Source organism: Streptomyces sp. NPDC024698 (assembly GCF_055559015.1).
This window is the reverse complement of the sequence record NZ_JBVHLK010000004.1, coordinates 465,043-485,552: the sequence shown is the minus strand read 5'-3', so window position 1 is coordinate 485,552 and position 20,510 is coordinate 465,043. Positions and strand designations below refer to the sequence as shown.

The 20,510-nt window shown below is 72.2% G+C and carries 17 protein-coding genes; 10 read left to right on the top strand and 7 right to left on the bottom strand.

The window, feature by feature from the left end; all coding sequences use genetic code 11:
- Nucleotides 1–9 precede the first annotated feature (9 nt).
- Both ACZ4AA_RS13085 and ACZ4AA_RS13080 read right to left on the bottom strand, forming a co-directional pair.
- The gene (locus ACZ4AA_RS13085; protein WP_467600068.1) at nucleotides 10–627 is read right to left on the bottom strand and encodes a hypothetical protein; all 618 of its coding nucleotides are present in this window, start codon (nucleotides 625–627) and stop codon (nucleotides 10–12) included.
- A gap of 174 nt (nucleotides 628–801) precedes the next feature.
- Entirely contained in the window at nucleotides 802–3,045 is a 2,244-nt protein-coding gene (locus ACZ4AA_RS13080; RefSeq protein WP_467600065.1) for an N-6 DNA methylase, read from the bottom strand.
- Between the two features lie 196 nt (nucleotides 3,046–3,241).
- Here ACZ4AA_RS13080 and ACZ4AA_RS13075 point away from each other — a divergent pair, with 196 nt between their 5' ends.
- The 3 genes from ACZ4AA_RS13075 (at nucleotide 3,242) to ACZ4AA_RS13065 (ending at nucleotide 4,791) form a co-directional block, all read left to right on the top strand.
- A complete protein-coding gene (locus ACZ4AA_RS13075; RefSeq protein WP_467600062.1) occupies nucleotides 3,242–3,436 on the top strand; it encodes a hypothetical protein in 195 nt (64 codons plus the stop codon).
- A gap of 185 nt (nucleotides 3,437–3,621) precedes the next feature.
- Nucleotides 3,622–4,341, top strand: a complete 720-nt coding sequence (locus tag ACZ4AA_RS13070; RefSeq protein ID WP_467600059.1) for a hypothetical protein — start codon at nucleotides 3,622–3,624, stop codon at nucleotides 4,339–4,341.
- Between the two features lie 87 nt (nucleotides 4,342–4,428).
- A complete protein-coding gene (locus tag ACZ4AA_RS13065; protein ID WP_467600057.1) occupies nucleotides 4,429–4,791 on the top strand; it encodes a hypothetical protein in 363 nt (120 codons plus the stop codon).
- A gap of 17 nt (nucleotides 4,792–4,808) precedes the next feature.
- On the opposite strand, the gene ACZ4AA_RS13060 is transcribed toward ACZ4AA_RS13065, so the two are convergent.
- On the bottom strand, nucleotides 4,809–5,441 hold the full coding sequence (locus ACZ4AA_RS13060) for an ATP-binding protein (protein WP_467600054.1): 633 nt from the start codon (nucleotides 5,439–5,441) through the stop codon (nucleotides 4,809–4,811).
- A 231-nt stretch (nucleotides 5,442–5,672) separates the two neighbouring features.
- Between ACZ4AA_RS13060 and ACZ4AA_RS13055 the strand changes: the two genes are divergently transcribed.
- Genes ACZ4AA_RS13055 through ACZ4AA_RS13045 form a run of 3 tightly spaced genes read left to right on the top strand, consistent with a single transcriptional unit; the run spans nucleotide 5,673 to nucleotide 8,623 of the window.
- Nucleotides 5,673–6,524 (top strand): helix-turn-helix domain-containing protein, encoded by an 852-nt coding sequence (locus tag ACZ4AA_RS13055; RefSeq protein WP_467600051.1) that lies wholly within the window; start codon nucleotides 5,673–5,675, stop codon nucleotides 6,522–6,524.
- 3 nt (nucleotides 6,525–6,527) lie between these two features.
- On the top strand, nucleotides 6,528–6,734 hold the full coding sequence (locus ACZ4AA_RS13050; protein ID WP_467600048.1) for a DUF397 domain-containing protein: 207 nt from the start codon (nucleotides 6,528–6,530) through the stop codon (nucleotides 6,732–6,734).
- Between the two features lie 32 nt (nucleotides 6,735–6,766).
- Entirely contained in the window at nucleotides 6,767–8,623 is a 1,857-nt protein-coding gene (locus ACZ4AA_RS13045; RefSeq protein WP_467600045.1) for a hypothetical protein, read from the top strand.
- 16 nt (nucleotides 8,624–8,639) lie between these two features.
- Here the strand turns inward: ACZ4AA_RS13045 and ACZ4AA_RS13040 are convergent, their stop codons facing one another.
- Entirely contained in the window at nucleotides 8,640–9,371 is a 732-nt protein-coding gene (locus ACZ4AA_RS13040; protein WP_467600042.1) for an HNH endonuclease family protein, read from the bottom strand.
- A 160-nt stretch (nucleotides 9,372–9,531) separates the two neighbouring features.
- Between ACZ4AA_RS13040 and ACZ4AA_RS13035 the strand changes: the two genes are divergently transcribed.
- Both ACZ4AA_RS13035 and ACZ4AA_RS13030 read left to right on the top strand, forming a co-directional pair.
- Nucleotides 9,532–9,717: an Rv0909 family putative TA system antitoxin gene (locus ACZ4AA_RS13035; protein WP_467600039.1), complete on the top strand. Its 186-nt coding sequence runs from the start codon at nucleotides 9,532–9,534 to the stop codon at nucleotides 9,715–9,717.
- 151 nt (nucleotides 9,718–9,868) lie between these two features.
- Nucleotides 9,869–10,483, top strand: a complete 615-nt coding sequence (locus tag ACZ4AA_RS13030; RefSeq protein WP_467600036.1) for a TetR/AcrR family transcriptional regulator — start codon at nucleotides 9,869–9,871, stop codon at nucleotides 10,481–10,483.
- Here ACZ4AA_RS13030 and mfd read toward each other — a convergent pair.
- The 3 genes from mfd to ACZ4AA_RS13015 form a co-directional block, all read right to left on the bottom strand.
- Nucleotides 10,480–14,031, bottom strand: a complete 3,552-nt coding sequence (gene mfd, locus ACZ4AA_RS13025; protein WP_467600033.1) for a transcription-repair coupling factor — start codon at nucleotides 14,029–14,031, stop codon at nucleotides 10,480–10,482. The two genes, ACZ4AA_RS13030 and mfd, sit on opposite strands and share 4 nt — an antisense overlap.
- Before the next feature lie 254 nt (nucleotides 14,032–14,285).
- The gene (locus tag ACZ4AA_RS13020; RefSeq protein ID WP_467600030.1) at nucleotides 14,286–16,865 is read right to left on the bottom strand and encodes an ABC transporter permease; all 2,580 of its coding nucleotides are present in this window, start codon (nucleotides 16,863–16,865) and stop codon (nucleotides 14,286–14,288) included.
- Nucleotides 16,862–17,650 carry an ABC transporter ATP-binding protein gene (locus tag ACZ4AA_RS13015; protein WP_467600027.1) on the bottom strand — a complete coding sequence of 263 codons (789 nt, stop codon included), beginning with the start codon at nucleotides 17,648–17,650 and terminating at the stop codon, nucleotides 16,862–16,864. The genes ACZ4AA_RS13020 and ACZ4AA_RS13015 overlap by 4 nt, the downstream gene beginning before the upstream one ends.
- A gap of 615 nt (nucleotides 17,651–18,265) precedes the next feature.
- Between ACZ4AA_RS13015 and ACZ4AA_RS13010 the strand changes: the two genes are divergently transcribed.
- Together ACZ4AA_RS13010 and ACZ4AA_RS13005 are read left to right on the top strand one after the other, a co-directional pair.
- Nucleotides 18,266–18,823 carry a DUF485 domain-containing protein gene (locus tag ACZ4AA_RS13010; protein ID WP_467600024.1) on the top strand — a complete coding sequence of 186 codons (558 nt, stop codon included), beginning with the start codon at nucleotides 18,266–18,268 and terminating at the stop codon, nucleotides 18,821–18,823.
- Nucleotides 18,820–20,454 (top strand): sodium/solute symporter, encoded by a 1,635-nt coding sequence (locus ACZ4AA_RS13005; RefSeq protein ID WP_467600021.1) that lies wholly within the window; start codon nucleotides 18,820–18,822, stop codon nucleotides 20,452–20,454. Before ACZ4AA_RS13010 ends, ACZ4AA_RS13005 begins: the two co-directional genes overlap by 4 nt.
- Nucleotides 20,455–20,510: the final 56 nt, after the last annotated feature.

Here is a 20,510-nt window from a genome sequence, read left to right as displayed (position 1 = left end):
CCGCCCCGGTCACCGTCCGCCCTCGTGTCCGCCGTGCCCCCGGTCCCCGTGCTTGCGCAGGTAGTCGCTGAGTTCGTCGAGCTCGGCGCGCACCTGATCGATGCGGGCGGGCGCGGGACGCCCCGGCGGCGGAGGCTGGGGAACGGGAAGCCGGGACAAGGGCGTACTCGGCGTGTACGGCCCCGGTACGGGAGGCTGCGGCCGCGATGCGGGCAGGCCCGGGTACGGCGGCAAGGGCCGCGGATAGCCGTACGCCGCGGGGAAGGCCTGCGCGTAGGGCGGGGCGTAGCCCGTGAACCGCCGCTCCTCGGCGCGGGAACGGATGTCGACGATCAGGTGGTACGCGATGCTGCCGGCGGCGACGGTCCACGCCACGCCCAGCGCGACATCGCCTCGGTGGTCGCTGTCCGGCACCGTGCCGACGACCATGAGCGCGCCGATGGTCACCGGCAGCGACAGCCAGGCCGCCGCCCAGTCGAACCACCGTCCGCGCTGGAGCGCGACCCGGAACAGCGGAACACAGGCGAGCAGGCCGCACGAGAGGATCGCCGCGGAGGCGATCAGCACGCGCAGGGTGATGACGGTTCCCGCACTGCGGGTGGGTGGCGCCCCGTCGTGGCCGTACATGACTGCTCCCGGGCCTGCGTTCGATGTCGGAGTTCGAGCGTATAGGCCGACGCGGAAGACCGGTCCGGGGTTGTACGGAACCGTTGTCGCGCTGATCACTTCGTACGGCGCCGCGGGTGACGTATGGGGACGGACCAGCGGCAGCCGGGCGCGCGAACCGTGCGCGCGGGGGCCTCATCCCGGGGGCACGGTCCCGTCCGTCAGCCCGTCGTACATACCGCGCACGAGCTGGTCACCGAGTCTGCCCGCGTGCCGGAGCACCCGCTCGAACTCGTCGAGCGCCCGGAACCGGGCGCCGTAGCGCCGCTGTTCGTCCAGCGGGAGCCGGGGCAACTGGAGCCTGCGCACGTCGAGCCGGGTGGCGGTGGACGCATAACTGCTGGCCTGGCGGTTGTTGGCGGTGCCCCGCAGGAACCCGGCGAGGAACCACGGGTCGAGCGCGGCGGGATCGGGGTGCAGGAGCACGAGGTTGCGCCCCAGGACGGCGCCCGCCGTCGCGGGGTCGACCACCCGGACCACCGAGCCGCCGCCGAGCACCGGCACGACCACGTCGCCGGCCTCCGTCAGCACGGCTTCCTCCTCGCTCTCGGGCAGCGTCCCCGAGGGGCCGGTGCCGGCGAGCACGTCGTGGTCGGTGAGGACGGGCACGCGCGCGTGACCGCCGTTCCCGCCCGTACGCATCACCAGGGCGCTCCCGCGGGCGAGTTCACCGACGGTGGTGAGCGGCCAGCGGGCGGGCGGCGCCTTCACGGCGGGGGGCGGGGTGAGACCGGACGTCAGGCGCAGTGTCGCGTCCAGGCACGCGCGTACGGCCGCGAGCTGCTCGGCGCCGTCGGCCGCGGCCGGGGGCGGGAGGTGACGGGCCGGGGCGAGGTCGACATCGTCGTCGAGGAGTTCGATGACGGGAACCGAACGCGCCAGACCGGGCCGCTCCGGAAGGGTGCCGTCGCGGTCGTGGGCCCGCCAGGCGTCGAGCACGACGTCCTGGACGGCCTGCCAGTCGGGACCGCCCCGCCCCTCGCCGGCGAACTGCCCGGCGTCGGCGAGCAGCACCTCGGCCGGGCCGGGCGTCCTCTCGGGCCGGCGCAGGACCCACAGGTGCAGGGGGATGTTGTACGGGGCCGCCGCGCCGACCGGCAGGGCGACGACGGCCCGCAACGCGCCGCGGCGCAGCAGGTCGGCGCGGATCCGGCGGCCGGAACGGCGGGAGGCCGTGGCGGGCGGCATGAGCAGCACGGCGGTGCCGCCGTCCCGCAGCCGGGCCAGCGCGTGCTGCACCCAGGCCAGCTCGGACTCGGCGCGGGCCGGGAAGCCGTACTCCCAGCGGGGGTCGTAGGCCAGTTCGTCATGACCCCAGTTGCGCTCGTTGAACGGGGGGTGGCACAGGACGGTGTCGGCGCGCAGCCGCGGGAACGCGTCGGCGCGCAGGCTGTCGCCGACGGCCGCCCGCACGGTGGCCCGCCCGTGCAGGGCGAGCCGGAGAGCGGTGAGCACGGCGAGTTCGGGCGCGCTGTCCTGGACGTACAGCTCCTGGCCGGGGCGGGCGTCGAGGGCGCGCAGCAGGGCGCCGGTGCCGCAGGCCGGGTCGAGGACGGTGCGGGCGGGGCCGGCGAGGTCGGCCATGAGGCGGGCCAGCTCGGTGGGGGTGGGCGTGTACTGGCGCGGGTTGGCGTCGAGATGGCGTCCGAGCAGGAACTCGAAGGTCTGGCGGGCGCCCGACTCGGCGGCGAGCTCGGCCACTCCGCGCAGGAGGGGGGTGGAGGGGAACAGCTGGGGGCCGGTGGGGAAGGGCATCGCGGAGGCGCCGGGGGTGGTGGGGGTGGTGGGGGTGGTGGGGGTGACGCCAGGGACGGTTGGGGCGGCAGGGACGGCTGGGGCGACTGAGGTGGCAGGGGCGGCAGAGGGGTACGGCGTGGCCGATCCCCCTGGAACGGCGTCCGAAGTGTTCACAGCCACCGATCGATTCACAGTCGGCGGCACCCCCTCGCCCGCCTCGGCGTGAACGCCGCCTTCACCTCGCGCCCAGCCGAACCGCGGGGCGGCCACCTGCTCCAGCGCGGCGGGCAGCAGCGCGGCGAGACGCTCGTCGGAACCGGCGCTCGCCTCCAGCCAGACCGTGGGCCGGTCATGGATGAGCAGCAGCACGAAACCGGCGTGGGTGATCGCGGTGGCCGGGCCCTCGGGGTGGCCGGCGAGTTGCTGCCATACCCGTTCCCGCAACGGCACTTCGGCGATTTTGCCCTGGTGGCGCAGCCAGGCCTCGACCTCGGCGAGCGCGAACGACGGGCTGGTCTCCGTACCGCCGACGGGCTTGGGGAAGTCGGGGTGGCGGCGGCGCCAGTTGCTCACGGCCGCACGGCCGACGCCGGCCAGTCGTGCGATCCCGGCGGCGGTCACTTCGGTCGCGTTGTCCTGCACCCGACCCGCTCCCCTCGTTCCGACATTCCCCTGTGGTGTCGAGCATACCGGCGCAGACAAGATCTATCCGTTCACAGCGTGCACACAAGATACTGGGTAAACCGTGTTGACTCGATTCACAGGCTCTGGTCTCATTGACCCAGCGAACGAGCGGCCGCCGTCGAGGCGTCCGTCGGGGGGAGGAACAGTCGTGGGTATGAAAGGCAGGGCTGCGCTGAGTGCCACGGTGGGCCTCGTGGTGATCGGTGTCGTCTCGGCGAACGCCGGCGGCCACGGCCACGGCCTCGGTCACCCCGGCGGCGGCGCCGGCAAGGACTCGGTGTCCACGACCCCGCGGCCCCCCGTCCGGCAGCACACCGGTTCGGCCGGCACGGACGCGAACACGCGCTGACCCGTCGCCGTACACCCCGCACCGCCCGCCCCGCGCCCCGGGCCGCTCGCACCGCACCGCACCGCACCGCACCGCACCGCTTCGACTCTGCCCGGCCTGTCGCGCGTTCAGAGTTCCCGCAGCCGAAAGCCCTGCCCGAACGGACACCCGGCCCGTTCCGGCCTCACCTCGAAGGACAGATTCCGATGCGTCATCCCTCCCGCGCGGCCAAGGCAGTGCTCGTCGCCGCCGTTCTCCCGCTCGCCCTGACGGCCTGCTCCTCCGCGAGCGGCACCTCGTCCTCTTCCGCCACCGCGACCAAGGCGTCCAAGGACCCGAACGCCGGTCTGCTGACCGGCGCGCGGCTCAAGAAGACGCTGGCGCCCGCCTCCTTCTTCGCCGCCGGTTTCGCGGTCGACCCGAAGGGCGCACGGGACTCCGGCCCCATGTACACGGCACCGAGCTCCGCCCCCGCGGCGAAGCCCGACTGCTCCCTTCTCGGTGGCACCAGCTGGATATCGATCACCGGTGACGCGGGGGTCTCCTTCGCCCAGAACGACTACGTCAGCAAGAACACGTCCGAGGACATCGCCCAGGAGGTCGACACCTTCCGCGGTACGACCGCGACGACGGTGATGGCGCATCTGAAGAAGGCCGTCGCCGCCTGCGCCGGCTACACCGACTCGGACACGCACACCAAGGTGAAGGTCACCGGCGCGGACACCGCGGGTCTCGGTGACGCCGCCTACACGATCACACTGACCAACAGCGCCTGGCAGAACGGCTCGACGCTGATCGCGGCGCAGTCCGGGACGGACATCGTCTCGGTGATGTCCACGGACGGACACGACAACGGCGCGGCCACGGCGAAGAAGCTGACCGCCCGGATCGTGACCTCTCTGAAGGGGGAACACGCGCACGCGTGACGCAGGGGATGGGAACATGGCGCCCCCGAGCGGTTTCTCGGGGGCCCGGGATTCCTCTCGGGGGTTCGTGGGGTCTTCGGGGGTGTGATGGACAAGCGCTTGGAAGCCGGCTGGTTCCAGCGGCTGGCGTGGTCGGTGCTGGCGGTCGGATCGTTCGGTCTGCTGGTGTGGGTGCCGTTCCTGTACGTGGCGATCCGCCGCGGGCGCGGGTCCGACTGGGGCGCCTTCATCGCGTTCGCGCTGTACGAGGTGGGGTCGCTGTCGCTGGCGAACGTCCCGGCGGACAGGGGAGACGGGGCCCTGGGCCTGGTCGCCCTCACCACCTTCGCCGTCGCCGTGTGGCTGCTGGTGGGCCCCCTGTTCGACAAGCCCACCCCGCGCAACGCCATGGCCGGCGCGGTTCCGGCCCCGTGGCCGGGCCAGGGTGCCGGCAACCCCTACCTGCGCTGACACCAGGCGGCCCGCCCTCACCGGGCCGCGCCTCGCCGGGTCCCGCGCTGGACCCCGATCACCGGATGGGCCGGCGGCCCGGCGAGTACGTCGATGAACCCGCCGAGGACCGCGTCCCGCTCGGCGGGCAGGGCGTCGGCGAAGGCGGTGACCGCGCCGCCGGTCACGCGCCGACCCGTTCCGGGGCCACCCCCCCACGGCGGCCCCACCTCGCACCACAGCACCTTCCCGTTCCGGCCGAACAGATCGTCCCCGAGCGGATGGCCGCCCCAGGCGTCCGCGTAGTGGCACACGAGGAACAGCCCACGCCCGCCGCCCGCTTCGACCGGTACGGGACCGAGCACGCCGTGCCGCCTGTCGAACGGGGGCGGGATGCGCGGGTCGCCGTCCCGGACACTGATCCGCAGCCGGCCCCCGTCGAGGGCCCGGAGCCGCAGCGTCGCGGGGCCGCCCGAGTGCCGGTAGGCGTTGGTGACGAGCTCCGAGGCCAGCAACTCGGCCGCGTCGGAGACGGCGTCCATCCCGTACCCGCCGAGAACAGCCCTGAGGGTGACCCGGGCGACGCGGGGCGCGAGCGGATCGTGCGGGAGCTGGAGGGCGTACGCCCAAGAGGGGGACGCATCGGACTTCTGCGGGGATACGGTGACCATGAACGCCTCCTGCGGCGGGGGTATTCGGGTGCGCTCTACCAGTCCGGCCGGGCGGTGGCATGTCGCGGCTGCGATGCGCTTCCGGCTTACGGGCGGGCGGAGTCGAGCGACTTGGACTCTCCGACCGTAGGGCTAAAAGTAATAGCCCTGCTACCTTCACCGTGATAATCCCGGCGGATTCACCCGTGTGAGGGACCGGAGCCGATCCGTCGCCCGACGAGAGGAACGGCAGTGCCGCCCACCAACACCCCGACGCTGCGGCAACGTCGCCTCGGCATCGAACTGCGCAAGCTCCGCGAGCACGCAGGGTTCACCTCGACCGAGGCGGCGGCCGGACTGGGCTTGCAGCAGGCGCGGCTCAGCATGATCGAGGCCGGCCGCTACCCGGTGAGCGCCGACCGCGTACGCGCCGTCGCGCGCGCCTACGACTGTGCGGACGAACCGCTGCTCGACGCCCTCACGGCGATGACCGGACGGCGGACCCGCGGATGGTGGGACGACTACCGCGACCACCTGCCCGCCGACCTGGTCGACCTCGCCGAACTCGAGCACCACGCATCACGGTTGAGGGTCTCCCTGGCCATCCACATCCCGGCCCTCCTCCAAACCCCCGACCACACGCGGGCCATGCTGCGGGAGGCCGTTCCCGCCTTCCGCGCCTACGAGATCGAGCACCGGCTCTCGCACCGCATCAAGCGCCAGACGGTCCTGCACCGCGCCGAACCCCCGCCGTACACCGCGCTGCTCCACGAGTCGGCCCTGCACATCCAGTACGGCGGACCGGCCACCGCCCGGGACCAGTTGACACATCTCCTCGCCCTCAGCGAGGAGGACCACATCACGCTCCGGGTGATCCCCTACACCTGTGGGGGCTTCCCCGGAAACGGGCAGTCGATCAACTACGTGCACGGCAGCGACCCTCACCTCGACACCGTCCAGCTCGACACCCACCACGGCTGTGACTTCCTCGACGCACAAGCCCAGTTGGCGAAGTACCGAACTATCCTCGACCGCATGGAAACCGTCGCCCTCGAGCCCAAGCCCACCCGCGACCTCGTCAACAACGTCATCCGGAGCCTGTGAGCGGTGCCCTCCATAACCCCGTACACCTGGCAGAAGTCCACGTTCAGCCCCGACGGTTCGGACTGCGTCTACGTGGCCGGCACCCCCGCCGGAACGATCCTCCTCCGCGAGAGCGATGTGCCGGAGGCCGTGCTGGTCACCGGGGCGCGGCAGCTCGGTGATCTCATAGCCGCCCTGCGGACCGCGCCCGTTGTCGGACGGGGTCGGTAGGGTCGGCGCACCTGATCGATCGAGGAGCGCGCATGAGATCTCCGGCCGAGCTGGACGCCGTCCGGTGGTCCGAGCTGACCCACGCCTACGGCCCCGCCGAGGACGTTCCCGAGCTGATCAGGGCGCTGTACGGCGACGACGAGGAAGCCGCGAGCGAGGCGATCTACGAGCTCTACGGCAATATCCACCACCAGGGCACGATCTACGAGGCCTCGGCACCGGCGGTCCCCTTCCTCGCCCACGCCGCCCTGCACACGCCGGGCAAGCGCGAGGACCTGCTGATGCTGCTCGCCGTCCTCGCCGGCCACGACCCCGCGTTCGCCGAATCGCCGCACTGGCCCGCCAGCGATGTCGCCGCGGTCTGCGCGGAACTCTGCGTGGTGCTCCCTGAGTTGCTGCCGTGCCTCGGGGACCCGGAGCGCGGGGTGCGCCGGGCCGCGCTGCGGACGGTCGCGGCCGTGGCCGACCGGCTGTCGCCCGGCCTGCGGGGCCTGGCCGCCGAGCAGGTCGAAGCGCTCTACGCCGACGATCCCGTCCCGGCGGTGCGGGCGGACGCCCTGGTGGTCCTGAACCGCTTCGGCCGGGTCCTGGAACCCCTGGACAGCCCGCTGCCCGAGGTGCGGCTCGCCGCGGCCCAGTTGAGCGCCGAACGGTCCGGTCCGCCGTACGCACCGGAACTCGTGGAGGTCTTCGCCGAGGACGGTGCCGAACCCGACCCCGGAGAGGACGAGTTCCCCTGGCCGGACACCAGCACGCGGGGGGAACGGCTCAGCGACCTGCTCACCCGGGAACCGGACGCCGCCCTCACCGTGGCCGCCCGCTGGATCGCGGCCGGGGACATCGGCTCGCGCGGTTCCTGGCTGGCCGGAGGCATCGCCGAGAAGTGGCGCGACCGCGAGCGTGACGTCCTGGACCTGTTGACGGCCGCGCTGCCCCACCAGGGCAAGCCCACCTCCCTGCTGCGCACGATCGGCTACTGGGTCGAGTGCCTGCCCGAGCCGGACGCGGCCCTCCGGGACGCGCTCCACGAACGCGCCGGGGCCGACGGCGAGGCGGCCGAACCCGCGCTCCTCGCGCTGGTGCGCTCCCGCGACCCGCGCGCCCTGGACCTGGTACTCGATCGCCCCGGCCCCCGGCTGCTCGCGGCGGCGGCACGGCACTTCCCGGAAGCCGCCGAGCGGCTGATACCCGTGATCCGGCGCGAGCTGGCCGCGGGCGCCACCGGCAACGACGGCATCGCGCTGGTCCAGGCCCTGACCCCGTTCGGCACCGCGGCCCAGGCGGCCCAGCCCGAACTGACCGCCTGCCTCAGGACCCGCCGCGCGGCCATCGTCGCCGCCCGCCGACTCGGCGCCAACGGCGTGCGCACACCGGAGATCACCGGCCTCCTGCTCGAAGCGACGCGGAGCGGCGACCCCTCACTGCGGGCGTCGGCGGCAGTGGCCCACCACCAGGTGACCGGTGACCCCGACACCGCGCTGCGCACCTACGAGGCGCTGCTCTCGTCCCAGGGCCAGACCCACTGGTATCTGAGCGGCCTGGAGCCGATGGGCCCCGCCGCCGCTCCGCTGCTCCCCCTCGTCGAGCCCCTGCTGGAAGCCGGCCACGACTGGACCCGCAAGGCGGCCGCCGAGGCCCACCACTGGCTGACCGGCTCACCGGACCGGGCGGTCCCCGTCCTCGCCGCCCTGGCCGGACCCACGCCGGTCGGCCTCGGCGCCCTCAAGGCCCTGGTCGCGACGGGCCGTTCACCGAAGGACCTCCACCCCGCCCTCCGCGCCTACATCGCCTCTCCGGAACGCCTGGTCACCGACACCCCTCTCTCGGGCCAGGACCACCCCGACGACGAACTGCGCACGCTGTCCCGCCTGTTGCTCGCCCTGGACTGAGCGGCGCGGGCTCGGTTCACTTCGCGTGGAACCGGGCCGGAGCCTCCGTCGGGTTGCCGCCCGAGGGGAGTTTCTGGCCGGGGCAGCCCGCCAGGACCTTCTTCATGGCCGCCTTCTCGGCGGCGGTGACCCACAGCGCGTACTTCTTCTTCACCGCGACCTGCGCGGCGACATACGTGCAGCGGTACGTCTTGTTCGGCGGGAGCCAGGTCGCGGTGTCGCCGTCGCCCTTGCTGCGATTGGCGCTCGCGCCCACGGCCCGCAGGTTGAGCGGGTCGTTGGCCAGCGCTATCCGCTTGCGCGCGTCCCAGTACTTGGCGCCCGTCTGCCAGGCGTCCGAGAGCGCGACGAGGTGGTCGATGTCGACCAGGCTGCGCCCGCGGACGAACGTGACGTCCTGGCCGCCGTACGGATCGGGCCGGAGCGCCCCGCCGGACACCCTGCACTTTCCGTCGCTGAACTTCACGTCCTCCAGGTCCCGCTTGAGGATGTCGTCACGGGTGTCGCACCGGTTCGCGTCGGTGTCGGCCCAGGCCGTGCCGAACCGCTCCCTGGTGTACCCGGTCTTGGGCGCGCGCCCCTTGACGGTCAGCGAGTCCACGGCGGTGAGAGCCGCGCCGCCGCCACCGGCCGCGGTCTCCTGCGGCCCCGCCGAACCCAGGGCGTCCTTCTTGCAGCCGCTGACTCCGGCACCCATGACGAGCACCACCAGCGCGGCGGCGACCGCCCCACCCCTCAGACGCAGCACGGCGTCCCTCCCCTTCGCCTCCCCGGTCCGCCCCGATCGGACGTGATTCCCGTCTGCCCAAGGTAGTGGCCCGCAATCCCCGGCCATACCAGGCATCGTTGGGCAAGAGGTGCACGCCGGGCGTATCGTCGGTCGTGAGTCACCCGGGAAGGAGCTCTGGATGGGCATCTTCGACAAGTTCAAGCACAACCGGGCTGCGCAGGACAAAGCAGCGGACATGTCCGACGCCGCCGAGAAGCAGGTCAACAAGAAGACCGGCGACAAATACTCGGACAAGGTCGACGACGCGCAGCAGAAGGCGGAAGGCTCGATGGGCATGGACCGCGACCGGCCCCCGCAGCAGTAGCCGGAACGCTTCGAGCGCCATCCCCTCCAGGCCCCACCACGGCATCCCCGCCGGGTGGGGCCGGTTCCGTCCGGTCCGGCCGGCGCCCCCGCTCCCGGGGCACCCGCGGCCCAGAACTTGGCAATGCCTAGATACGGCGTACGCTGCTGTCATGGATCCCGTGAAGACGAGCGGTCCGGCGCGTCCGTACCACCACGGGGACCTGCGGCGCGCGATCCTCGGCGCCGCTCTCGACGTCATCGCCGCCGAGGGAGCCTCCGCGGTGAGCCTGCGTGATCTGGCCCGGCGCGCGGGCGTCTCCCACGCCGCTCCCGCCTACCACTTCAAGGACCGCGCCGGGCTGCTCACGGCCGTCGCGGCCGAGGGCTTCGGCCTTCTCGCCACGGCGCTCGACGGCGCGGGCGACGTGCGCGACGCGGGCGGGCGCTACGTACGCTTCGCGCGCGAGCATCCCGCCCACTTCCAGGTGATGTTCTCCCCGGAGCCGCTCCGCGCGGACGACCTGGAGCTGACGACGGCCCGGACCCTCGCCGTCCGGCGGCTGCGGGACGCCGTCTCCGCACCGCCCGCCGAAGGCCGCGGCGCCGACACCCACTTCGCCGGCATCGCGGCCTGGTCACTCGCCCACGGCTTCGCCACCCTGCTGATCGGTCACCACCTGGACGGCCAGGTGGGCGCGGAGGACCCCGCCGAGGTCTTCGAGTCCTTGACGAGCCTGCTGTTCCGCCCTCCGGCCCCCTCCCCCACCGGTGCGCCGTCCGCCTAGGACCCCAGCACCGTGGCCAGGAACTCCCCGGTCCAGCCGAGCAGTTCGCGTCCCACCAGGGGCTTTCCGCCGACTCGCGCGGTCTTCGGGCGCGGGACGAGGACCTGGTGGGCCGTGGGCTTGATGACGGTCCCCGGGTACAGGCGCTTGAGGCGCAGCTCCTGCGACTCCCTCAACTCCACCGGCGCGAAGCGAACGTTGTTGCCCTGGAGGACGATCTCGCCGACCCCGCAGGCCCGCGCGAGCATCCTGAGGCCCGCCACCAGGAGCAGGTTCTCGACCGGCTCCGGCAACTTGCCGTAGCGGTCGACGAGTTCCTCGCGTACGGCCTTGACGTCCTCCTCCGTGTTCGCGGAGGCGATGGAGCGATACGCCTGGAGGCGCAGCCGCTCGCCCGGCGCGTACTCGTGCGGGACGTGCGCGTCGACCGGAAGCTCGATCTTGACCTCCAGCGGCGGCTCCTCCTCCACCCCGCCCTCAAGGGAGGCGCGGTAGTCCGCGACCGCCTCGCCCACCATGCGCACGTACAGGTCGAAGCCGACCCCGGCGATGTGGCCCGACTGCTCGCCGCCGAGGAGATTGCCCGCGCCGCGGATCTCCAGGTCCTTCATCGCCACGTACATGCCCGCGCCCATCTCGGTGTGCTGGGCGATCGTGGCGAGGCGTTCGTGGGCGGTCTCGGTGAGGGGCTTCTCCGGCGGGTACAGGAAGTAGGCGTAGCCGCGTTCGCGGCCACGGCCGACCCGGCCGCGCAGCTGGTGCAGTTGCGACAGGCCGAAGTTGTCGCCGCGCTCCACGATCAGCGTGTTGGCGTTCGAGATGTCGATGCCCGACTCGACGATCGTCGTGGAGACCAGGACGTCGAACTTCTTCTCCCAGAAGTCGACGACCACCTGTTCGAGGGCCTGCTCCGACATCTGGCCGTGGGCCGTGGCGATCCGCGCCTCCGGGACGATCTCGCGCAGGCGGGCGGCCGCACGGTCGATGGACTCGACCCGGTTGTGGATGTAGAAGACCTGGCCCTCACGCAGCAGTTCACGGCGGATCGCGGCGCCGATCTGCTTCTCCTCGTACGGGCCGACGAAGGTCAGCACCGGGTGCCGTTCCTCCGGCGGGGTGGTGATCGTGGACATCTCCCGGATGCCGGTCACCGCCATTTCGAGCGTACGGGGGATGGGGGTGGCGGACATGGTCAGGACGTCGACGTTGGCGCGGAGCTTCTTCAGCTGCTCCTTGTGCTCGACGCCGAAGCGCTGCTCCTCGTCGACGATGACCAGGCCGAGGTCCTTGAACCTGGTCTCCGAGGAGAACAGGCGGTGGGTGCCGATGACGAGGTCGACCGAGCCCTCGCGCAGCCCCTCCAGGACCGCCTTGGCCTCGGTGTCCGTCTGGAAGCGGGACAGGGCGCGGACGTTGACCGGGAACTGCGAGTAGCGCTCGGAGAACGTGCCGAAGTGCTGCTGCACCAGCAGGGTCGTCGGGACCAGGACCGCCACCTGCTTGCCGTCCTGCACCGCCTTGAACGCGGCGCGGACCGCGATCTCCGTCTTGCCGTAGCCGACGTCGCCGCAGATCAGGCGGTCCATCGGGACCGTCTTCTCCATGTCCTCCTTGACCTCGGCGATCGTGGTGAGCTGGTCGGGGGTCTCCGCGTACGGGAACGCGTCCTCCAGCTCGCGCTGCCAGGGCGTGTCGGCGCCGAACGCGTGGCCCGGGGCCGCCATCCGCGCCGAGTACAGCTTGATCAGGTCCGCGGCGATCTCCTTGACCGCCTTCTTGGCGCGCGCCTTGGTCTTGGTCCAGTCGGCGCCGCCCAGGCGGTGCATCGTCGGGGCCTCGCCGCCGACGTACTTGGTGATCTGCTCCAGCTGGTCGGTGGGGATGTAGAGGCGGTCGCCCGGCTGGCCGCGCTTGGCGGGGGCGTACTCGACGACCAGGTACTCGCGGGTCGCGGTCTGGACGGTGCGCTGCACCATCTCGATGTAGCGGCCGACCCCGTGCTGTTCGTGGACGATGTAGTCGCCGGTCTCCAGGGTCAGCGGGTCGATCGTCTTGCGGCGGCGGGCCGGCATCCGGGCGCCGTCCTTGCCGGCCGCCTTCTGGCCGGAGAGGTCGGTCTCGGTCAGGACGGCGAGCCGCAGCGCCGGGTCGACGAAGCCGTAGTCGATGGAGCCGCACGCCACGTGCACGACGGAGGGGCCGATGTCGGCGAGGTCGATGTCGAGGCGGGCGGCGATGCCCTCGCCGCCGAGTACCTCGACGGTGCGGGCGGCCGGGCCGTGCGCCTCGGTGACGTAGACCGTGTGCCAGCCCTCGGCCAGCCAGCCCTTGGTGTCGGCGAGCGCGCGGGCGGTGTCGCCGCGGTAGGTCTCGGGGGCGTGCATGCCCAGCTTGAGGGTGTCCCCCACCCCGCCGGCGTAGGCGTCTGTCAGTTCTCCGTCGGCGGCGAACGGCGACACCGACCACCACATCATGTCCAGCTCGCGCGCCCGGTCCCGTACGTCCGCGATGGACCACAGGGAGGCCGCGCCGACGTCGATGGGCGCCTCACCGCCGCCCGCCGTGGCCGCCCAGGAGGCCTGGAGGAACTCCTGCGAGGTCGCGACGAGGTCGGAGGCCCGGGTCCGTACCCGCTCGGGGTCGCACACGACCGTCATCGCGCCCTCGGGCAGGACGTCGAGGAGCAGTTCCATGTCGTCGACGAGGACCGGGGCGAGCGATTCCATGCCCTCCACGGCGATGCCCTCGGCGATCTTGCCGAGGAGTTCACCGAGCTCAGGGTGGGCCTCGGCGAGGGCCTCCGCCCTTGCCCGCACGTCCTCGGTGAGCAGCAGTTCGCGGCAGGGCGGCGCCCACAGCCCGTGTTCGGCGACCTCCAGCGAGCGCTGGTCCGCGATCTTGAAGTAGCGGATCTCCTCGACGTCGTCGCCCCAGAACTCCACGCGCAGCGGGTGCTCCTCGGTGGGGGGGAAGACATCCAGGATGCCGCCGCGGACCGCGAACTCGCCGCGCTTCTCCACGAGTTCGACGCGGGAGTACGCGGCTGCCGCGAGCGCCTCGACGGTCTCGCCCAGGTCGGCGCTCACGCCGGTGCGCAGGATGACGGGTTCCAGGTCGCCCAGGCCCTTGACCTGCGGCTGGAGAACGGAGCGGATGGGGGCCACGACGACGGAGACCGGGCCGGTCTCGGGGTCGTCGGGGCGCGGGTGGGCCAGGCGCCGCAGGATGGCGAGGCGCCTGCCGACGGTGTCGGAGCGGGGGGAGAGCCGCTCGTGGGGCAGCGTCTCCCAGGAGGGGTACTCCGCGACGCCGTCCGGCGGGAGCAGGGAGCGCAGGGCGGCGGCCAGGTCCTCGGCCTCGCGGCCGGTGGCCGTCACCGCCAGGACCGTACGGCCGGTCTCGCGGGCGAGCGCGGCCACGGCGAACGGGCGGGCCGCGGGCGGGCCGACCAGGTCGACATGCCTCCGGTTGCCGTCGGCGGCGGCCTTCACCGCCTCCGTGAGGGCGGCGTCCTTGACGACGGCGTCGAGCAGACCGTGCAGGCTCATGAAGGGCTTCCATCCCGGGGAGTGGGCAACGCGAGACGCCCGACACGTGGGACGGGCCGGGGGCATCCAGCCTACGACTCCGGGCCCGCTCGCGCGTGACCGTCCACGGGAGGCCGGGCCCCGTCCGGCCGACGCCCCGGCCCCCGGACGCGCCGCGGGGCCCGGTCCGGGGAGAGTGTCTCTCCCCGGACCGGGCCCCGCGGGGCCACCGCGACCCCCGTCCACGGTGGCCCCTCCGACCGCCCGCCGGACGGCTAGTCCGTGGCGATCGCGTTCAGGACGTTCATCCGGCCCGCCCGGAACGCCGGGATCAGGGCGGCGAACAGGCCCACGAAGGCCGAGCCGACGAAGACCGCGATGATGGTCGGCCAGGGGATCTCCAGGACGTTCAGTCCCTCCAGGGCGAGGAGCTTCTGGGCGGTCGCGCCCCAGCCCATGCCCAGGCCGAGGCCCAGCAGCGCGCCGAAGAGGGCGATGACCACCGACTCCATACGGATCATGCGGCGCAGCTGACGGCGCGAGAGGCCGATGGCCCGCATCAGGCCGATCTCCCGGGTGCGCTCGACCACGGACAGGGCCAGCGTGTTCACCACACCGAGGACCGCGACGATGATCGCGAGGGCCAGCAGGCCGTAGATCAGGTTCAGCATCTGGCCGATCTGGTCCTTCAGTGCCTGCTTGTAGTCGGTCTGGTCGCGCACCTGGTACTGCGGGTAGTCGTGCAGGGAGGACTTCAGGGCCTTGTACGCGGTGGCCTGCTGCCCGTCCTTGGCCGACGCGAACACCATGGCGTCCAGCGGCATCTTGTCGGCCGGCACGTACTTGGCGAGCGTGGCGATGGAGATGTACTTGGCGCCCTTGTCGATGACGGCGTCGCTGCTGGTGATGGCCCGGACCGTCAGGTCCGCGGTGGCGCCGTCCTTGAAGGCGATCCTGATCTTCGACCCGAGGTGGACGCCGTGCGCCTTGGCGAAGTTCTCGTGCACGGACATCGAGTCGGGCAGGTAGGCGTCCTGGAGCTTGCCGGCGACCGTCTTGGTCCGCAGGTCGGTGGCGTACGAGGGGTCGGCCGCCGTGATGTCGGTGTTCTTGAGCGTCTTGCCGTCGGGGGTGGTGTAGTCGGCCTCGGTGGCCTTGTACTCGGTGACGCGGGCCAGCCCCGGCGTCTTCTTCACGGCCTGGACGGCCTGCGGGGTGAACGGCTGCCCCTTGTCGTTCTGGATGATGAAGTCCGTGCCGACCGTCTTGTCGAGCTGGTCGGTGGCGGAGGCGACCATGGAGGAGCCGACCACCGACAGGCAGGCGACCAGCGCGAGGCCGATCATGAGGGCGGCGCCGGTGGCGCCGGTCCGGCGCGGGTTGCGCAGGGCGTTGCGCTCGGCCATGCGTCCCACCGGTCCGAAGGCCCGCAGCAGGACGGCGCCGAGGACGCGCACCACACCGCTCGCGAGCAGCGGGCCGATCACGACGAACCCGAGCAGGCTCAGCACCACGCCGAGTCCGAGCCACATCGAGCCCTGGCTCGCCTTGCTCGCGTCGGCGGCGAGGTAGAGGGCGAAGCCGCCCGCGCCGGTGAGGAGCAGGCCGAGCACGGCCCGTACGACACCGGCCTTGGCGTCGGCGGGGGCGCCGGCGTCGCGCAGGGCGGCCATCGGGGAGACCTTGCCGGCGCGGCGGGCGGGCAGATAGGCCGCCAGGACCGTGACGACGACGCCGAGGACCATGCCGATGACCGGGGTCGTCCAGGCCACCGTCAGATCGTCGGTGGACAGGTTCATGCCGGTCATGCTCATGAGTTTCATCAGGCCGACGGCGATGCCGATGCCCGCGCCGACGCCGAGGACCGAACCGGTCACGCCGAGGAGCAGCGCCTCGGCCAGGACCGAGCGGTTGACCTGCTTGCGGCTGGAGCCGATGGCCCGCATCAGACCGATCTCGCGGGTGCGCTGGGCGACCAGCATCGAGAAGGTGTTGATGATGAGGAAGATGCCGACCAGGAAGGCGATCCCGGCGAAGCCGAGCATCGCGTACTTCATGACGTCCAGGAAGCTGCCCACGTCCTTGCGGTTGGCGTCGGCGGTCTCCTTGGCGGTCTGCACCTTGTAGTGGCCGCCGGTCGCGGCCGTCACGTCCTGCTTGAGCCGGGCGTCGCCGACGCCGGCGGCCGCGGTGACGTTGACGTTCGTGTAGACGCCGCTCTGCCCGACGAGCGTCTTCTGGGCGGTCGGCGTGTCCAGGTAGAAGATGGCCGCGCCGGGGTTGGTGACGGTGAAGGTGGCGATGCCGGAGATCTTCGCGGTGTGGGTGCCGACCGCGCTGATCACGCCGATCTCGTCGCCGAGCTTCAGGTGGTGCTTGTCGGCGGTGTCCGCGTCGATCATCACCTGGCCGGAGCCCCTGGGCGCCGCGCCGGAGGTCACCTTCATGGTGCGGGCCTCGTTGGCGTTCCAGCTGCCGACGATGGTGGGCGCGCCGCTGGAGGGCGAGAGGCTGTCCTTGTGCGCGTCGACGACGGTCACGGCGCTGGAGAAGACGGTGCCCTCCGCCGACTTCACGCCGGGCGCCGACCGCACCTGGGCGAGGACCGAGGCGGGCATGACCGGCGGCTTGCCGTTGCCGGACGTCGTCTCGCCGGTGTCCGAGGCGCTCTTGGCGCTCACCGTCACATCGGAGGAGGTGGCCGCGAAGAGCTTGTCGAACGTCGTGTTCATCGTGTCGCTGAACACCAGCGTGCCGCAGACGAAGGCCACCGACAGCAGGACGGCGACGGCCGACAGGGCCATGCGTCCCTTGTGCGCGAAGAAGTTGCGCATCGAGGTCCTGAGGACGGTCATGACGTCCGCCCGCGGGAGTCGAAGTCCTTCATGCGGTCCAGGACCTGATCGGCCGTCGGCTGGTGCATCTCGTCGACGATCCTGCCGTCCGCGAGATACAGCACCCGGTCCGCGTACGAGGCCGCCACCGGGTCGTGCGTGACCATCACGATGGTCTGGCCGAGCTCGTCCACCGAGCGGCGCAGGAAGCCCAGCACCTCGGCGCCGGCCCGGGAGTCGAGGTTTCCGGTCGGCTCGTCGCCGAAGATGATCTCGGGGCGGGCCGCCAGCGCCCGCGCCACGGCAACACGCTGCTGCTGGCCGCCGGAGAGCTGGGTCGGACGGTGCTTGAGCCGGTCCCTGAGCCCGACGGTCTCCACGACCTGGTTCAGCCAGGCCCGGTCGGGCTTGCGGCCCGCGATGTCCATCGGGAGCGTGATGTTCTCCAGGGCGTTCAGCGTCGGCAGCAGGTTGAACGCCTGGAAGATGAAGCCGATCCGGTCCCGGCGCAGCTGCGTCAGCTTCTTGTCCTTGAGCCCGGTGATCTCGGTCTCGTCCAGGAAGATCTGGCCGGAGGTGACGGTGTCGAGCCCGGCGAGGCAGTGCATCAGGGTGGACTTGCCCGACCCGGAGGGGCCCATGATCGCGGTGAACCGGCCCCGCGCGATGTCCACGTCGACCTGGTCGAGGGCGACGACGCGCGTCTCCCCCGACCCGTACGCCTTGACGACCTGTCGCGCCCGCGCGGCGACGGCCGTACGCCCTCCAGTGCCCTCGTGCCTGGGAATGCTGACAGCCGATGTCACGGTATGTCTCCTAAGTCGGCCGGCAGGGGGACCTGCCGGGCTGCGAAAGTCTTCGAGCGGGTGCGACCGGCCGCGGACGTCCGCGCAGTTGGGACGCGGTCGCCGGGCCGTGCCTTCAAGTCTGGTGTCGGGAGGGGGTCGTGCGCGCTGGTGCACGGCCCCGTCTTCTGCTGGGGAAAACCCCACCCCCGTGGGTGCGGTCCGCACGACCGGAGCGCGACCCCGACGACGTAGAACCAGGTTAGGAACGGCTTCGGCCTGTCTCCTCCTCCGGCGGGACGAACCCTCCCCGAGCCCTGGTACGGAGGTCCCCCTAGGGGTTCTCCACCCTCCGGTGGACACCTCCTCGGGGTCGGCTCCACCCCGGGACCCGCGCGGCCGCGCCCGAGCGCACCGCTTCCACCACACGAGCACCGGAGAACCTCCAGGGCGGCTCCCACGGAACTTCACAGGTAAACGCGGGTAACACCCCAGGTCACCGAAGTAAGCGCGTACCGGCCGCCCAGTTCGGCGAAACGGTCGCGCGGCCCCGCTACCTACGAGTAGCGTGCGCGCTGCTCACCCCCCGCTCCCTGCGGTCCCGCCCCGGACCCGAGCCACGCAAGGAGAACCGGGATGCCCGACGCGTTCTCGTCCCCCGAACACCCAAGGCCCCGTCAGCAGCAACCGCATCAGCAGTCCTACCCGCCGCCCACGTCCCCGCGAGCCCCCCTGTACCAGCCGTACGAGCCCTACGCGGACGACCTTCCGCACCCCGGCCGCCCGTCGCCCGAACCGGCCCCCGACCCCACCCGGCTGACCTACCCCTGGCAGCCCCGGCCCCGGCCGCCCGAGCCCCCGCAACGGCGGGTACCGCGCCACCGGCCGCTGGGACAGCACAGCGACATCAGAGTCCTGCGCGGCGCCTACCGCCGCCAGCGCCGCGTCGCGAGCCTCACCGCTCTCGGCTACTTCACCCTCTTCCTCGTCCTGTCGGCCTTCGCTCCCTCGCTCATGACCGGCACGGTGTCCGGCGGACTGTCGACCGGCCTGCTGCTCGGCCTGCTCCAGGTCCCCGTCACCTGCCTGGCCATCGCCCTGTACGAGCACTCCGCGCGCCGCCGCCTCGACCCGATCGCGGACCGGATCCGCAGACAGAGCGAACTCGACGCGAAGAGGGGGGCGGCACGATGACGGGGTTCACCACGTCCGCGCAGACCATGTCACTCGTGGCGTTCACGGCCGTCGCCACGGTCACCCTGCTGCTGTGCGTGATGACCGGCCCGGACCGCGACGACCTGGACGAGTTCTACACCGGCTACGGATCGCTCTCCCCGATGCGCAACGGCCTCGCCATCGCCGGGGACTACATCTCCGCGGCGAGCGTGCTCGGCACCGGCGGTGTCATCGCCCTGGCCGGCTACGACGGTGTGGTGCTCGCCCTGAGCACGGCCCTGTCACTGGTGCTGCTGATGTTCCTGCTGGCCGAACCGCTGCGCAACGCCGGGCGGTTCACCATGGGCGACGCGCTCGCACGCCGTACACCCGGCCGCGCCGTCCGCAACACGGCCTGCGCGGTGACCATCGTGGCGCTGCTACCACTGATGCTGGTCCAACTGGCGGGCGCGGGCGACCTGCTGGCGTTCATCCTCGGCTTCTCCTCCGACTCCCTCAAGACCGGCTGCATCATCGGCCTCGGCGCGCTGATGATCAGCTACGCGGCGATCGGCGGCATGAAGGGCACCGCCCTCATCCAGATCCTCAAGATCGTGATGCTGCTCGGCTCGGGCACGGTGGTCGCCGTCCTCGTCCTCCAGCGCTTCGACTGGAACCCCGGCAGCCTGCTGACCGCGGCCGCGGGCAACAGCGGGGTGGGCGACGCCTTCCTGCACTCCGGCCTCCAGTTCGCGGGCGGCGCCAGCCCCCGCCTGGACATGATCACCTCGGAGCTGACGGTCGTCCTCGGCGGCGCCTGCCTCCCGCACATCACCATGCGCATGTACACGGCGGACAGCGCCCGTCAGGTGCGCAGGTCGCTGTCCTGGGCGATCCCCTGCGTGGCCCTGTTCGTCCTCATCGTCAGCGTCATCGGCTTCGGGGCCACGGCCCTGATCGGCCGTGACGCGATCGCGGCGGCCGATCCGCAGGGCAACACGGCCTATCTGCTGGGATCCCGGGCCGCCTTCGGCAGCTCCGTCTCAACGGCCGAGACCCTGCTGTTCACGACGGTCACGACAGCGATCTTCCTCACGCTGCTCGCGTCCGTCGCCGGGATGATCCTGGCCTGCGCCAACTCCCTCGCCCACGACCTGTTCGCGCACAGCCGGCTCTTTCGCGGGCGGCGCCGGGGCGACGCGCTCTCCCCGCGCCGCGAGATGCTCCTCGCCCGGCTCTCCGCGCTGGCCGTGGGGGTGCCCGCCGTGCTGCTCTCCACCCTCGCCCAGCACCACAGCCTCCAGCCCCTGGTCACCCTGTCCTTCTGCATCGGCGCCTCCGCGATCGCGCCCGCGCTCGTCTACAGCCTCTTCTGGCGCCGCTACACCCGCGCGGGCCTGCTCGCCACCCTGATCGGCGGCACCCTCACCGTCCTCGTCCTCATGCCCGGCACCAACCTCGTCTCCGGCTCCCCCATCGCCGCGTTCCCGGACGCCGACTTCAACTGGTTCCCGTTCACCACGACCGGCATCGTGTCGATCCCGCTGGGCTTCGCCTACGGCTGGCTCGGAACGGTGGCCTCGGGCCGCCGGGCGGCGGAGGAACAGCGCAGGCAGTACGAGGCCGTGGAGGGCTGGATCCTGGCGGGGGCGATACGCAAGGGACGCTGACACCGGCCGGGACGACGGGACCGTGTGACCGGCCGGGACGAGTGGGCGGGCGGCCG